14 protein-coding genes are annotated in these 15,996 nt (G+C 44.2%); 13 read left to right on the plus strand and 1 reads right to left on the minus strand.

Annotated elements, in window-relative coordinates; translation table 11 throughout:
* The first annotated feature begins 10 nt into the window (after nucleotides 1-10).
* From lpdA to CSV73_RS02790, 8 genes are all read left to right on the plus strand, one after another.
* On the plus strand, nucleotides 11-1,438 hold the full coding sequence (gene lpdA / locus CSV73_RS02755; protein ID WP_099626553.1) for a dihydrolipoyl dehydrogenase: 1,428 nt from the start codon (nucleotides 11-13) through the stop codon (nucleotides 1,436-1,438).
* A gap of 13 nt (nucleotides 1,439-1,451) precedes the next feature.
* A complete protein-coding gene (locus tag CSV73_RS02760) occupies nucleotides 1,452-2,456 on the plus strand; it encodes a thiamine pyrophosphate-dependent dehydrogenase E1 component subunit alpha (protein ID WP_099626554.1) in 1,005 nt (334 codons plus the stop codon).
* A complete protein-coding gene (locus tag CSV73_RS02765; RefSeq protein ID WP_085130522.1) occupies nucleotides 2,456-3,439 on the plus strand; it encodes an alpha-ketoacid dehydrogenase subunit beta in 984 nt (327 codons plus the stop codon). The genes CSV73_RS02760 and CSV73_RS02765 overlap by 1 nt, the downstream gene beginning before the upstream one ends.
* A gap of 18 nt (nucleotides 3,440-3,457) precedes the next feature.
* Nucleotides 3,458-4,771 carry a dihydrolipoamide acetyltransferase family protein gene (locus tag CSV73_RS02770; RefSeq protein WP_099626555.1) on the plus strand — a complete coding sequence of 438 codons (1,314 nt, stop codon included), beginning with the start codon at nucleotides 3,458-3,460 and terminating at the stop codon, nucleotides 4,769-4,771.
* Between the two features lie 545 nt (nucleotides 4,772-5,316).
* Nucleotides 5,317-6,990, plus strand: a complete 1,674-nt coding sequence (locus tag CSV73_RS02775) for a methylmalonyl-CoA mutase family protein (protein ID WP_158232273.1) — start codon at nucleotides 5,317-5,319, stop codon at nucleotides 6,988-6,990.
* Nucleotides 6,983-9,139: a methylmalonyl-CoA mutase gene (gene scpA, locus CSV73_RS02780; protein ID WP_085130528.1), complete on the plus strand. Its 2,157-nt coding sequence runs from the start codon at nucleotides 6,983-6,985 to the stop codon at nucleotides 9,137-9,139. The genes CSV73_RS02775 and scpA overlap by 8 nt, the downstream gene beginning before the upstream one ends.
* A gap of 32 nt (nucleotides 9,140-9,171) precedes the next feature.
* Entirely contained in the window at nucleotides 9,172-10,221 is a 1,050-nt protein-coding gene (meaB, locus tag CSV73_RS02785; RefSeq protein WP_085133512.1) for a methylmalonyl Co-A mutase-associated GTPase MeaB, read from the plus strand.
* Between the two features lie 117 nt (nucleotides 10,222-10,338).
* Complete coding sequence (locus CSV73_RS02790) at nucleotides 10,339-10,779, plus strand: BrxA/BrxB family bacilliredoxin (protein WP_099626557.1); 441 nt, start codon at nucleotides 10,339-10,341, stop codon at nucleotides 10,777-10,779.
* Between the two features lie 94 nt (nucleotides 10,780-10,873).
* Here CSV73_RS02790 and prli42 read toward each other — a convergent pair whose 3' ends face one another.
* Nucleotides 10,874-10,969: a stressosome-associated protein Prli42 gene (gene prli42 / locus CSV73_RS16410; RefSeq protein WP_157111209.1), complete on the minus strand. Its 96-nt coding sequence runs from the start codon at nucleotides 10,967-10,969 to the stop codon at nucleotides 10,874-10,876.
* A gap of 123 nt (nucleotides 10,970-11,092) precedes the next feature.
* Here prli42 and mce point away from each other — a divergent pair, with 123 nt between their 5' ends.
* From mce to CSV73_RS02815, 5 genes are all read left to right on the plus strand, one after another.
* A complete protein-coding gene (mce, locus tag CSV73_RS02795; RefSeq protein ID WP_085130532.1) occupies nucleotides 11,093-11,500 on the plus strand; it encodes a methylmalonyl-CoA epimerase in 408 nt (135 codons plus the stop codon).
* Between the two features lie 3 nt (nucleotides 11,501-11,503).
* The gene (locus CSV73_RS02800) at nucleotides 11,504-13,051 is read left to right on the plus strand and encodes an acyl-CoA carboxylase subunit beta (protein ID WP_085130534.1); all 1,548 of its coding nucleotides are present in this window, start codon (nucleotides 11,504-11,506) and stop codon (nucleotides 13,049-13,051) included.
* A gap of 18 nt (nucleotides 13,052-13,069) precedes the next feature.
* A complete protein-coding gene (locus CSV73_RS02805) occupies nucleotides 13,070-14,194 on the plus strand; it encodes a M20/M25/M40 family metallo-hydrolase (protein ID WP_099626558.1) in 1,125 nt (374 codons plus the stop codon).
* Nucleotides 14,195-14,230: 36 nt separating this feature from the next.
* Nucleotides 14,231-14,695 (plus strand): chemotaxis protein CheW, encoded by a 465-nt coding sequence (locus CSV73_RS02810; RefSeq protein ID WP_085130538.1) that lies wholly within the window; start codon nucleotides 14,231-14,233, stop codon nucleotides 14,693-14,695.
* A gap of 108 nt (nucleotides 14,696-14,803) precedes the next feature.
* On the plus strand, nucleotides 14,804-15,994 hold the full coding sequence (locus CSV73_RS02815; protein ID WP_099626559.1) for a DNA polymerase IV: 1,191 nt from the start codon (nucleotides 14,804-14,806) through the stop codon (nucleotides 15,992-15,994).
* The last annotated feature ends 2 nt before the right edge of the window (nucleotides 15,995-15,996 follow it).

The following is a 15,996-nucleotide window of genomic DNA, read 5'->3' on the forward strand; positions in this document are numbered from 1 at the left end:
GTCCTTTACGTTGAGTAAAGAATATGACGTAGTGATATTAGGTGGCGGAACTGGTGGATATGTAGCAGCCATTCGCGCGGCTCAATTAGGTTTGACAACAGCAATTGTAGAAAAATCCAAACTTGGCGGTACATGTTTGCATAGCGGGTGTATCCCGAGTAAAGCGATGCTAAAAAGTGCGGAAGTCTATCGTGTAACACGTCAAGAAGCGAATGAGTTCGGCGTGAATACGGGAGATGTCACATTGGATTTCTCACAAGTACAAAAACGTAAAGGGAAAATCGTCGATCAATTACATGCAGGTATTGAAGGGTTGATGAAAAAAGGTAAAATCGATGTCTATCAGGGGACAGGTAGAATACTAGGAGCTTCTATTTTCTCTCCAATGCCTGGAACTATTTCCGTGGAAATGGATAATGGTAATGAAAATGAAATATTGATTCTAAAAAATCTCGTGATTGCTACTGGATCAAAACCGAGATCATTACCTGGACTCGAAGTAGATGAGTCGTCTGTAATGACATCCGACGGAGCTTTATTAATGAATGCGCTTCCATCTTCGATTACGATTATTGGTGGCGGTGTAATTGGTATCGAGTGGGCTTCTATGCTAGTAGATTTCGGTGTGGATGTAACAGTCATGGATCGTCTAGAGCAGATATTGGCAACAGAAGATCATGAAGTTGCTGTTGCCATGTATAAAGCACTCAAAAAACGCGGTGTAAAGTTCATATTAGGTGCAGAAATTTTGACGCAGTCGTTGCAGAAAAATGACAATGAGGTCACGATTTCTTATAAGTTAGGTGATGATGAACAGTCCATCACGAGCGAGAAGATGTTGGTGTCTGTTGGACGCGCTCCAGTTATCAATGACATCGGTTTACAAAACACCGATATTCAAGTCGAAAAGGGTTCGATTCAAACGAATGCGCATTATCAAACAAAAGACGATCATATTTATGCAATCGGTGATGTAATTGGCGGCCTTCAATTGGCGCATGTAGCGGAACATGAAGGATTGCATGCGATCGAACATATAGCAGGAAAACAGCTAGATCCGATTGATTACGATCTAGTACCACGTTGTGTCTACTCCTACCCGGAAACTGCGGCAGTTGGCTTGACCGAGCAACAAGCGAAAGATCGAGGGTTTGAGGTGAAGATCGGAAAATTCCCGTTCAAAGCAAACGGCAAAGCGTTGGTTAACGGTCATGCGGATGGTTTTGTGAAACTCATCGTAGATCAGCAGACGGATGATATTATCGGTGTTCATATGATGGGCTCGCATGTAACGGATCTAATTTCTGAAGCAGGCTTAGCGATGGTGATGAATGCAATTCCTTGGGAAATATCCTCGGCAATTCATCCTCACCCGACATTATCTGAAGCGTTCAGTGAAGCGGCATTAGCAGTTGAAGGGCTAGCCATTCACATGTAAAGGAGGAAATGGAATGAGTAATCGGCATATTGAATTGGGTTTGACAGATGAAGACGTGTTGCAAATGTATGAGACGATGCTGATGGCCCGTCGTTTAGATGAGAGAATGTGGTTGCTAAACCGTGCGGGGAAGATTCCGTTCGTCATCTCTTGTCAAGGACAAGAGGCGGCACAGGTAGGGGCTTCATTCGCTTTGAATAATGAAAAGGACTGGATTGCACCGTACTACCGTGATATGGGAGTTGTCTTACATTTTGGTATGACGCCGAAAGATTTGATGTTATCGGCTTTCGCCAAGGCGGAAGACCCGAACTCCGGTGGACGGCAGATGCCAGGTCACTTTGGTCAACGCAAGAATCGTATTTTGACAGGATCTTCACCTGTTACAACGCAATTACCACATGCTGTCGGTGTAGCACTCGCCGCAAAGATGAATAAAGAAGACTTCATTACGTTCGTGACTCTTGGTGAAGGTTCTTCCAATCAGGGAGACTTCCATGAAGGTATGAACTTTGCTGGTGTGCATAAGTTACCTACAGTGATTATGGTGGAAAATAATAAATATGCAATCTCCGTACCTATAAGTAAACAAATAGCTTGTGAGAATGTCTCCGATCGTGCAATTGGTTACGGTATGCCAGGCTACACTGTAGATGGAAGAGATCCGCTGACAGTGTATGAAGTAGTAAAAAAAGCGGCAGACCGAGCTAGAAACGGAGAAGGTCCGACATTAGTCGAAGCGGTATGTTATCGACTGACTGCACACTCTTCAGATGATGATCAACGTCAATACCGAGATGCAGAAGAGTTGGAAGACGAAAGAAAACAAGATCCGTTATTGTCATTCATTCAGTATCTGAAAGAAGTTAACGTCTTGACGGATGAAAAGTATGATGAGATTGAAGAACGAGTGAAACTGCAGGTCGATGAAGCGACAGAGTATGCGGAACTGGCGGAATACGCGAAGCCAGAACATGCACTGCGCTATGTCTATGAAGAAAAGGGAGGCGAAGCATAATGGCCGTTCGTTCATTTATAGATGCGATCAACCTGGCGATGAAAGAAGAAATGGAACGCGACGACCAAGTATTCGTACTTGGAGAAGATGTTGGCCGTAAAGGTGGTGTGTTTAAAGCAACAACTGGTCTATACGATCAATTCGGTGAATACCGTTCGCTTGATACACCTCTCGCTGAGTCAGCAATCGCAGGAGTTGCGATTGGTGCTGCAATGTATGGTATGCGTCCGATTGCCGAAATGCAGTTTGCTGATTTTATTATGCCAGCGGTCAATCAGATCGTCTCTGAAGCAGCGAAAATCCGTTATCGCTCGAATAATGATTTTACTTGTCCTATCGTCATTCGCGCTCCTTTTGGTGGTGGCGTTCACGGAGCTTTATATCATTCACAGTCCGTTGAATCAATGTTTGCTTCAACACCTGGCTTGAAAATTGTCATTCCATCCACTCCTTACGATGCGAAAGGTTTGCTAAAAGCGGCAGTGCGCGATGAAGATCCCGTGCTATTCTTCGAGCATAAGCGCGCGTATCGGTTGATCAAAGGCGAAGTTCCGGATGATGATTATGTATTGCCGATCGGGAAAGCAGATGTGAAGCGTGAAGGAGAAGATGTAACGATTATCACGTATGGACTATGTGTTCATTTCGCACTGCAGGCTGCAGAACGTTTAGCTGAAGATGATATTTCTGTTCATATTTTGGACCTACGTACAGTCTATCCATTAGATAAAGAAGCGATCATTGAGGCCGCTTCGAAAACAGGCAAAGTTCTATTGGTGACAGAAGATAACCTAGAAGGCAGCATCATGAGTGAAGTTTCTGCGATTATTGCAGAAAATTGTTTATTTGAATTGGATGCGCCAATCAAGCGATTAGCAGGACCCGACGTACCTGCCATGCCATATGCCCCTTCTATGGAAAAGTTCTTTATGATGAATCCTGAAAAGGTCGAAAAAGCAGCAAGGGATTTAGCGGAATTTTAACTAAGGAGGCGTAAGGATATGGGCATTGAAAAGATTACTATGCCGAAACTGGGTGAGAGTGTAACAGAAGGAACTATCGAAAAATGGCTTGTCGCTCCCGGTGATACGGTATCAAAATATGATTCGCTTGCGGAAGTGACAACCGATAAAGTCACAGCTGAAGTCCCTTCTTCATTCTCGGGGACGATCAAAGAAATTATCGCAAATGAAGGCGATACGATTGAAGTGGGCGAGACGGTTTGTTTGATTGAAATTGAAGGCGACGTCGAAGAACCTGTACAAGTTTCAGCACCTAAAGCAGAAGCACCAGCTGAAAAACCTGCACTGCAACAAACACCGAAAACGAAGTCACAACCCGCAGCGGGAGGCAAGGCAGCAGGCCGATTTTCTCCTGCTGTGCTGAAGATGTCTCAAGAAAATGGCATTGACTTGTCTCAAGTAAGTGGCACGGGACGCGAAGGACGTATTACGCGAAAAGATATTCAAGCGTTCATTGAAAGTGGCGGAGTACAATCGCGACCAACCATACAAGAAGTTGCTGTTCAAGAAGAGTCGCCACAACAAGTGGCATCTACGGAGAAACAGTCAGCTCCTGAACAATCTGTCTCGTCAAATGTGAAACTTGAAAATGGTGATATTGAAATTCCGGTAACGAGTGTACGACGCGCAATTGCAAACAATATGGTGCGTTCTGTTACCGAAGCGCCACATGCTTGGATGATGATAGAAGTGGACGTAACGGAACTTGTCTTGCTGCGTGATAGCGTCAAAAAGGAATTCAAAGAAAAAGAAGGATTCAATTTGACGTACTTCGCCTTCTTCATCAAAGCCATTTCGCAAGCATTGAAGGAATATCCGGAAATGAACTCGATGTGGGCAGGCGATACGATCGTCATGAAAAAAGACATTAACATTTCGATTGCGGTAGCAACGGACGATGCGTTATACGTTCCTGTCATCAAAGGGACGGATGAAAAGACCATTAAAGGTATTGGTCGCGAAATACATGAGTTGGCTGGAAAAGTACGCAACGGCAAACTGAAATCAACAGAGATGCAAGGCGGTACGTTCACGGTCAACAATACTGGCTCATTTGGATCTGTTCAGTCGATGGGGATTATCAATTATCCGCAGGCTGCTATTTTGCAAGTGGAGTCGATCGTCAAGCGTCCAGTTATTATGGACAATGGCATGATGGCTGCACGGGATATGGTCAACCTTTGTTTATCGCTTGATCACCGTGTGCTTGACGGACTCGTCTGTGGACGTTTCCTTGCACGTGTGAAAGAGTTGTTGGAAGGTATGGCTAAAGATAAAACTTCTTTATATTAAAATTCGACAACCTCCAAAATTGTTTTGGAGGTTGTTTTTGGATGGTAAAGGGAAATTAGTGGTTGGATGCAGATCAATTACTTGTGGAAGTGTGTGAATGATTGCTGTGTTTTTTGCTAATGTAAGTTCAAGTGCAGAGTATGTCCAAGATGACGTGAGGAATTATTGTGGTATGAGCGGTTGGAGAAGCTTTATGAGCGCTTAGAGATGAATATAGAGCGGGTTTGGATGAGGTATGAGCGCTTGTTGGAAGGTAAGAGCGGTTACGGAGAAAGAATGATCGCTTACACGAATTAATGAGCGCTAACGAATTGGCATTCATTCATTATTCACCTTTCCAATTAAAAAACGATACACTGTTGATCAGCGTCGCGTTTCCTTTAACCACTTGCTAAGCGAAAGTCTATAGCCGCGCATAAAAAGTCATCAATTCGTATGAGTATAATAAAATTAGACGGAAACTTCTGATTTTCCTCTTCCTTCATAACGTACTCTGCGATACACTAGAACTATTAATGGTTTTTAAGAGGGGAAGGAGCACCAGTATGCCTATACATGATATGAAAACATTTACTTTTACAGCCCCCAACTTTACTGAATGGAAAGAAGCGGCTGTTTTATCTCTAAAAGGAAAGCCTTTTGAATCGTTATACACGAAAACGATTGAAGGCATTGACCTCAAGCCACTTTACACTAAAGAGGATCTGGACCAATTGGAACTTTCACGCGTCACGAAGCCTGCATTCGGCTGGACTGTCGCACAACCTGTCAGTGCAACAAATGGGGAACAATTCGTAGAGCAGATGAAAGAATCTTTGGCCCGGGGCAATGAAGCAATCGCTTACAATGGACTGAAGCCTTTAGTCTGGGCGGAACAAGACATTAAGCAAGTAGCTGAACTGATTACACACTATCCGATTTTATTCACTGAAATACAAAGCGATGATCCGATATTGCAAGCTTTCAATTATATAGAAGAAACAAAGCGTAAGGACGTTACAGGAATTTGTATTAGCGCGATTCCGTTAGTGCTAGAAGGATTCCCGGGAGTCCGTACAAAGGGCGCCGATTTATGGAGTGTGCATCATGAAGGAGCAGACGCGGTAACAGAACTCGCGCTATCACTTTCAATTGCTGCTGAACTGGCAGAGGAAGCTGCTTCATTTGAAGAATTTACAAACGACTTCTATGCACGATTTGCTGCTGACACACACTTCTTCATGGAAATCGCGAAGTTCCGTGCGTTTCGCGTGTTATGGAAATTATTCAATGAAGCATATGGTGTGGAAAACGCGAAGCAAGTGCCTTTGCTCGGGATTACTTCACTGCGCTCATACTCGAAACTCGATCCGTATGTAAACTTATTACGTGGTGGAAATTCAGCATTCGCGGCTGTTTTAGGTGGAGCGGATTGGCTGACCGTATTACCGCATGATGTATTGACTGGAACGTCTCCAAGCTCGAATCGTTACGCCCGAAATATTCAATTGATTTTGAAGGAAGAAACGCATATCGATCAAGTACTTGATCCGGCGGGCGGTTCCTATTTCATTGAATCGTTAACGACTGAATTAATTCGCAAATCATGGGCAAAGTTCCTAGAGATTGAAGAGAATGGCGGGTATCAAGCCTTCTTGCAGTCTGGTGAATTAAGCAAACTTTATGCGCAACGCCAGAAAGAAATGGCCACGGGTAAGAAGACATTGATTGGTACGAATGTCTACGCGGAGTTGACAGACGTGAATTATGCGGATGAATCGACCGTGACTGTAGCAAAACGATTGGCAGAGCCATTTGAACATATTCGTTCCAAGCAAAAAGACGAGTTGCCGAAAACTGTATTGCTCAACTTCGGTGCGTTGAAAGATTATAAACCTCGTGCAGATTTCGTCAGTGGATTCTTGGCAGTTGGCGGTATCGAAGCGACATGGAGTCCTTCTTTCGAGTCAAACGATCAAGCGCTCAGTTGGATCGACCAGCAACAGCCAGATTATGCAGTAATTTGTGCATCGGCTGCCGATACAGAAGAAGCCGTAACCAACTTCTTAGCTTCCTATAAAGGAAACTGTTCAATCGATACAGCAGGTAAATATCCATCAGAAACAGCGGATCAGTGGATTGCCAATGGACTGAATGGTTTCATTTTCGCAGGACAGGATAAGATCGAAAAGCTAAATACTATTATTATGCAAACTAAAGGAGGTCTTTCCGTTGAGTAAACCTGATTTTCATAAAGTGAATATAGAGCAATCACTCAATGAACTCTCACAGCAAGCATTGTCAAAAGAGAATTTTTTAACGAATGAAGGAATCAATGTAGCGCCTGTCTATACAGCAACAGACATTGAAAACACGGAGCATTTGAAAGACTTCCCAGGCATTGCACCGAACACGCGTGGACCGTATCCAACGATGTATGTTGCGCGTCCTTGGACAGTTCGTCAATACGCTGGGTTTTCTACCGCGGAAGAAAGTAACGCGTTTTACCGTAGAAACTTGGCGATGGGGCAAAAAGGACTTTCTGTAGCGTTCGACCTTGCGACTCACCGCGGCTATGACTCCGATCATCCTCGTGTAACGGGAGACGTAGGTAAAGCGGGTGTTGCCATCGACTCCATTGAAGATATGAAGATTTTATTCGCGGGTATTCCTCTTGATCAAATGTCGGTATCGATGACAATGAACGGTGCGGTATTGCCGATTATGGCATTTTATATCGTAGCGGCTGAAGAGTCCGGTGTAAGTTCTGAGAAACTTTCTGGTACGATACAGAATGATATTTTGAAAGAGTATATGGTACGGAACACGTATATCTTCCCGCCGGCCATGTCGATGCGAATCATTGCGGATATTTTCTCGTATACATCTGAAAATATGCCGAAATTCAACTCGATTTCAATCTCGGGCTACCATATGCAAGAAGCAGGCGCGACTGCGGATATCGAGCTTGCGTATACACTTGCAGACGGCTTGGAATATGTTCGTACAGGTTTGAAGGCGGGTATCGATATCGATTCATTCGCACCTCGTTTGTCATTCTTCTGGGCGATCGGCATGAACTACTATATGGAAATAGCGAAAATGAGAGCGGCACGCAAGATCTGGGCGCAGATGATGCAGTCGTTTGAACCGAAGAACCCAAAGACACTGGCATTGCGTACACACTCCCAAACTTCAGGCTGGAGTTTGACGGAGCAAGATCCATTCAATAACGTAACCCGTACGTTAGTTGAAGCAAATGCCTCATCTATGGGTCACACGCAGTCACTGCACACCAACGCATTGGATGAAGCCATCGCGTTACCGACAGACTTCTCGGCTCGTATTGCTCGTAACACGCAGTTATTTTTACAAGAAGAGACGATGATGACAAAAGTCATCGATCCTTGGGGCGGTTCATACTATGTGGAGAAATTAACGGAAGAGTTAATGGACAAAGCATGGGAATTAATCGGTGAAATTGAGTCACTCGGTGGCATGGCGGAAGCGATTGAAACAGGCTTGCCGAAAATGAAAATTGAAGAAGCAGCGGCGAAGCGCCAGGCGAAAATCGATTCGAAAGCGGAAACGATTGTCGGCGTCAATAAGTATCGTTTGGATACGGAAGATGCGATTGATATTTTGGACATCGACAATACGATGGTACGTCAGAAGCAAATTGACCGCATCAACGATATGAAGGACAAGCGCGATGAGAAAGTAGTTCAAGCTACTCTTACGGCGATCACGGAGGCAGCTAAGAGCGGTGAAGGAAACCTCCTTGCACTGGCTGTAGACGCAGCAAGAGCGCGCGCAACAATCGGTGAAATTTCGGATGCGATTGAATCGGTATCCGGCAGACATAAGGCGGTGATCCGATCAGTGAGCGGTGTATATAGCGCCAACTTCTCAAATGAAGAAGAAATCCAAGAAGTGAAAGATATGACAGATGAGTTCCTGGAAAATGAAGGACGTCGTCCACGTATTTTGGTTGCGAAAATGGGTCAGGACGGACATGACCGTGGAGCGAAAGTTATCGCGTCTTCATTCGCCGATTTAGGCTTCGACGTGGATATCGGTCCTTTATTCCAGACACCAGAAGAGACAGCTTTGCAGGCGGCGGAAAATGATGTGCATGTCATCGGTGTCAGTTCACTGGCAGCAGGTCATAAAACATTGGTGCCAACATTGCGTGAAGAACTAAAGAAAATCAACCGTGAAGATATTTTAGTCGTAGTAGGTGGCGTGATTCCGGCACAGGATTACGATTTCTTGCGCAAGAATGGCGCAGCGGCAATCTTTGGTCCGGGTACAGTCATTCCAGTGGCGGCTCAAAAAGTCATCGAGGAAATTTACCGACAGCTTGGCTATGAGGAAGTGACGGATTGACAGAAAAACAAAACGGACGAGATGAATCAGCAATGCATGTGATGCGCGGAATAGAATCCACACATGATGGATTTGTTGCCTCTTCACGTAAACGCTTTGTTAAGAAAGATCCATCTCATAAAAACTTGGATGTATTGCAACAGGAAATAGAAAATGGCTCTCGTTTGTATTTAGCACGGGGTATTACGTTGCTTGAAAGTACGAAGCCTAGCGATAAGAAGGTCGGTCAGGAAGTGTTGACTAGCCTTCTACCCAAAACGGGCAATTGTATACGTATTGGGATTACAGGTGTGCCGGGTGCAGGGAAAAGTACATTCATCGAAGCGTTCGGTCTAATGCTTGCAGATATGGGCCATAAAGTGGCGGTGCTTGCGATTGATCCGAGTTCTACACTGACTGGCGGAAGTATCTTGGGTGACAAGACGCGTATGGAAGAGTTGGCACGGCATAAGAATGCTTTTATCCGACCTTCTCCATCAGCCGGTACACTGGGTGGTGTACATAAGAAATCTCGCGAAACGATGCTGCTTTGTGAAGCGGCGGGATATGACGTCATTTTGATTGAAACTGTAGGGGTTGGTCAAGGTGAAACGATTGTCCGCGGAATGGTCGATTATTTCTTATTGCTTGTGCTGACTGGTGCTGGTGACGAACTCCAAGGAATGAAAAAGGGGATCATGGAGCTGACGGATGGTATTGTCGTGCATAAGAATGATGGTGCCAATAAGCCGTTAGTCAAAAAAACGGTGCGTGAATATACACGAATCATGCATATGCTGCAACCTGCTTCTCCTGAATGGACGTCGAAAGTACAACCGGTTTCGTCTATAGAAAAGACCGGCTTGGAAGCGGTATGGGAAACGGTTTTGGAATTTGAAAAGGAAATGAAAGAAAAGAATCATTGGGACACAAGACGTCAGCATCAAACACGCGATTGGTTCCATGCGATGATCCGAGATCACTTGATTGATTCATTTTTCTCAGAGCAAGGACGAAAAACGCAGGTGAAGGCACTTGAGGAAGAATTGCTCGACGGTCATTTAACGGTAACTGGAGCAATTGACCGATTGTTTTCTTCTTAATTTCTGCAAGGATATGCTATGATTGAAGAGGATAGTCTATTTATTATCAGCGATGTGTTAAAGCGAAACTGAAGAGGCTGTCACAATTATAGAGTACAAGAGAGGAGATACTGTAAAATGACTATGAACTTTGATTTTTACATGAACGATATGACAAACCAAGCGAGATCCGAAATGGAAGCGAGCGGCTACAAGCAATTGAAAACACCTGAGGACGTAGAGGAAGCATTCAAGCAACCTGGTACGACATTAGTCATGGTGAACTCCGTTTGTGGATGCGCCGGCGGAATCGCTCGTCCAGCAGCTGCACACGCAGTGCATTACGACAAGCGCCCTGATCACTTGGTAACAGTATTTGCTGGACAAGACAAAGAAGCAACTGCACAGGCACGTATGCACTTCGGTGTAGATCACATTCCATCTTCTCCTTCATTCGCTTTGCTAAAAGACGGCAAATTGATCGGTGAAGTAGGACGTTTTGAAATCGAAGGACATGATCCGATGTCAGTCGTTGTCAATCTTCAAGAACAATTTGAAGAACACTGCGAGGAACTGTAATAAACGAAAGCGGAATGCGCCGTTTAGTCTCGACAGACGCTGAAAGGTAATAAAAAACAGTTCGCATATGCAAATATGCGAACTGTCATTAAGATTATAAGAACATGCTGAGACCCATGACCATGGTAGATGCAATCATGGCGATAATCATCAAGTAGACAACTGTTTTTTGGATTTTTTTATTACTCATGCAGTCAAACTCCTTACGCGTTGGAATTGGTTTCTTTCTATTTTAACAGAAATAAGGATTTTCACAACTAGAATGGCTGTTATATGTTCAGGTAGTAGAATCGTAGTAAAAGGGGAATGTGCTATGAACAAAGTAGATCATATAGGGATTGCTGTAAAAAGTATAGATGAATCAGTTAACTATTACATAGATACACTCGGATTGACAGTCATTGCTATTGAAGAAGTTGCTAGCCAAGGGGTTAAAGTAGCGTTCATTGATGCACATAACGTCAAGATTGAGTTACTTGAACCGATGACGGAGACTAGTCCCATTGCGAAGTTTATTGAAAAACGCGGTGAAGGGGTTCACCATATCGCATTTGGTGTAACGGATATTCGTTCAAGAATGAGGGAATTGGAAGAAAAGGGCGTTCAACTACTTTCAGATGAACCCAAACCAGGTGCTGGCGGAGCAGAAGTAGCATTTTTGCATCCTAAATCATCGTATGGCGTGCTCTATGAATTATGTGAAAAGACTAAGGGGGAATAATAGATGAACATTTACGACAAAATTAATGAACTTTACGACAAAAAACGCGAAATCGAGTTGGGTGGCGGCGATGAGCGAATTATGAAGCAGCACGAAAAAGGTAAACTTACTGCGCGTGAACGTATCGAAATACTACTTGATGAAGGTACTTTCGTAGAGTTGAATCCATTTGTTGTTCATCGTACACGTGATTTTGGCATGGACAAGCTGGAAGGACCTGGCGACGGTGTCGTAACAGGTTACGGTAAAATCCACGGACGTCCTGTCTATTTATTCTCCCAAGACTTCACAGTATTTGGTGGAGCGCTCGGTGAAATGCACGCAATGAAAATTGCCAATGTTATGGATTTGGCTGCAAAAAATGGTGCACCATTCATCGGTCTTAACGATTCTGGTGGCGCACGTATTCAGGAAGGCGTATTGTCTCTTGATGGATACGGTGAAATTTTCTACCGTAACGCGATCTATTCCGGAGTGATTCCACAGATTTCTGTTATCCTCGGGCCTTGTGCGGGTGGCGCGGTGTATTCACCTGCGATTACAGATTTCGTTATTATGACGGATAAAACAAGCCAGATGTTCATCACAGGACCAAAAGTTATTGAAACGGTGACAGGCGAGAAAATTACTTCTGAAGATCTGGGTGGAGCGAAAGTTCACAACACGATCAGCGGTAACGCGCATCTTCGTGGGGCAAGTGAAGAGGAAGTATTGGAAAAAACACGCGAATTATTGACCTATTTGCCACAGAACAACACGGAAAAGACACCCATTCAGCCAGTTGAAGAACAAGATGATTATCGTGAAGATTTGGCGGATACGGTACCTTACGAAACGATTCGTCCATATGACGTACGAAAAGTGTTGGAACAAGTAGTGGATGAAGGATCATTCTTCGAAATTCAGCCTGAGTTTGCAAAGAACGCAGTAGTAGGCTATGCACGCATGAAAGGTGAGACAGTTGGATTTGTCTGTAACCAGCCGAAAGTGATGGCGGGCGGACTTGATATTGACTCATCTGATAAAATTGCACGTTTCATTCGTACATGTGACTCATTCAATATTCCATTGATCACATTTGAAGATGTGACAGGCTTCTTCCCAGGTATTAAGCAAGAGCACGGCGGAATCATTCGTCACGGAGCGAAGATTCTGTATGCATACTCGGAAGCAACTGTGCCAAAAATTACTTTGATCTTGCGTAAAGCTTTCGGTGGCGCATATGTCGCCTTGAACTCTAAATCAATCGGTGCAGACTTAGTCTTCGCTTGGCCAAATGCAGAAGTAGCCGTAATGGGTGCTGAAGGGGCAGCGAACATTATCTTCGCACGCGATATCGCAAGCAGTGACGATCCGGAAGCAACTCGTGCTGCGAAAATCGAAGAATACCGTGAAAAGTTTGCGAATCCATATGTTGCAGCTTCACATGGCATGATCGACGATGTAATCGATCCACGCGAAACACGAATTAAATTGCTTCAAGGACTTGAAATGATGCGCAATAAGCACGAAGACCGTCCGAAGAAAAAGCACGGCAACATACCTCTATAATCAAAGGAGTCTTTCATCTTGAATAAACAACGATTACTTCAAGAATTTTTGGAGTTAGTAAAAATTGATTCTGAAACTAAAAACGAACGAAATATTGCAGATATTCTTACAAAAAAATTGCAAGAACTGGGCTTTGACGTAACGGAAGATGATACAGCGGAAAAGACAGGTCATGGTGCGGGTAATTTAATTGCCAACTTGCCAAGTACAGTTGCTGATGCGGATCCGATTTTCTTCACATGCCATATGGATACGGTAGTTCCAGGACAATCCATTCAGCCAATCGTCAAAGAAGATGGCTATATTTACAGTGACGGAACGACGATTTTAGGTGCCGACGACAAAGCTGGAATTGCCGCTTTACTCGAGATGGCGAAAGTAATCCAAGAGTCAAACAAGCCGCATGGTCCGATCCAGTTCATTATTACAGCGGGTGAAGAAAGCGGATTAGTAGGCGCAAAAGCGATGAATCCGGACTACTTACAAGCGAAATATGGCTTCGCGATCGATAGTGACGGAGAAGTAGGCGGTATTGTTACAGCGGCCCCTTACCAGTCAAAATTATGGACGACCATCTATGGGAAAACAGCTCACGCTGGTGTAGCCCCTGAAAAAGGAATTTCTGCGATTTCACTCGCTGCTAAATCGATTGCGGGCATGAAACTTGGCCGGATAGATGAAGAGACGACTGCCAATATAGGTCGTTTTGAAGGTGGAAAAGCAACGAATATCGTTTGTGAAGAGGCTTTCATTTTATCGGAAGTTCGGTCAATCAATCCCGATAAAATGAAGAAACAAATCGACTTAATGGTCGAGAAATTTGCCACGACTTCTGAAACGCTCGGCGGCAAAGCTGAAACGACAACAGAACTCATGTATCCTGGTTTCTCAATCGGAGATGACGAAGAAGTCGTGCAAGTCGCGATGAAGTCCATCCGCAACGTAGGACGTGAACCGAAGATTATGACGAGTGGCGGCGGAAGTGACGGTAATGTCTTCAACGGGATGGGTGTTCCTACTGTGACATTATCTGTTGGGTATGAAGAGATTCATACGAAAAACGAACGCATGCCGGTGAAAGAGTTGGAAAAGCTGACGGAATTAGTACTTGAGATTGTCGGTCAAGCAATCCACACAGTGTAACAGTCTCAACAAAGAGCCTTGAAAGAAGGTATAATTATGCAAACTGTGATTGTGCGGACAGGCAATGAAGAATACGCACTTCCAGTAGAATCGGTGATATCTATCGAGAAATTGGAGTACGTCACGCCGATCCCTCATCTTCCATCGTATTTACTCGGATTGATGAAATCGCGTGGCGAACTGGTGCCAATTCTTGATTTAAGTGAGATTCTCTATCATCAGGCAACACCGCGGGATATTGAATCTCACGTAGTCGTCGTGAAAACGGATCAGTTGGAAGTTGGTTTATTAGTGCTAGATGCAAAAGAAATCCTTGACTTGCCAGAAGATCGGTTAACATCTACTGCACTAAAAGCGTATTCCAAGACACCTTACTTCGTAACAGTAGCAAATCTAGAAGACCGTGTAGTGACGGTTATCGATCCAAATAGTATGGCAGATTCACTCCATGGTATGGATGAAATATCCAGTTACATGAAAGAACAGCAGCAATCAAATTAGTAGGCAAAAAGAACATACATTTGATAAAATGGAAAGAGTGGCAGACTGAAGTCAGTTTGCCGCTTTTTCCTATTACATAATTAATTCCGAGGAAAGATAGGTGTTGACATGGCGGGTCCGATCATCTCTAATCCACGAGTCATTATGCACCTTGACATGAACAGCTTCTTTGCCTCAGTTGAACAAGCTGCGAATCCTAAATTAAAAGGTATTCCTCTAGCAGTCGCGGGCAACCCGAAAGAACGCAGAGGGATTCTCGTCACCTGTTCATATGAGGCAAGGGCATTTGGTGTGCACACGACGATGACGGTAGGAGAAGCTAAACGACTCTGTCCGAATTTAACGATCGTTCCGCCACGGCATGATCTGTATCGACAAATGTCCGAGTCGGTTTTTGATATTTTGCGAAGCTATACCGAATGGGTTGAACCTGTTTCCATTGATGAAGCTTATATCGATACGACCGATATTGGCGGATTGACGCGTGCATACGACTTGGCGCGGGAAATCCAAATGCGTATTTTAGCAGAACTGGATCTACCTTGTTCGATTGGAATTGCGCCGAATAAATTCCTTGCGAAAACAGCATCTGATTTTAAAAAACCGATGGGTATTACCATTTTACGTAAACGAGAAGTGTCGAAAATGCTGTGGCCGCTACCAGTCATTGAAATGCACGGAATCGGTAAACGGACGGAAGAAAAATTGCATAGTGCAGCTATTAAAACGATAGGCGACTTGGCCACTGCTGAAAAAATTACGTTGGAAGCGTTGCTTGGTAAAAATGGTTTGCGCCTTAAACAACGGGCAAACGGAATTGACACACGACCTATCGACCCCGAAAGTGCAGAAGAACGTAAAAGTATTGGCAGTTCCACTACATTGCCTGTTGATCTAACGGAACTAGAAGATTGTATTCCGATTTTTGAACGGCTTGCGAAAAAAGTGGCGGCACGACTGGAAACCAAACGGCTAGCCGGAATAACAATCAGCATTCAAATGCGCTATGCCGACTGGCAAAATACCACAAGAAGTAGAACGCTCCAACAAGCTATCTATCTGGAGGAAGACATTACAGAAGTAGCCATTCAATTATTTCGGCAACATTGGAACTATGAGCCCATCCGCTTGCTAGGTATTACGGTGGCGAATGTCATCGAACGATCTGAAATGGTCAAGCAACTGACATTCGAAAACTTTGAGCAACAACAAAAGGAATACGAAGTGGATCAGTTGATGTCAAGTCTGACGCAGCGTTTCGGAAATGGTATTATTAAAAAAGGATATACGAAGAAATAGCA

Source organism: Sporosarcina sp. P1 (genome assembly GCF_002743155.1).
Classification (GTDB): domain Bacteria; phylum Bacillota; class Bacilli; order Bacillales_A; family Planococcaceae; genus Sporosarcina; species Sporosarcina ureae_B.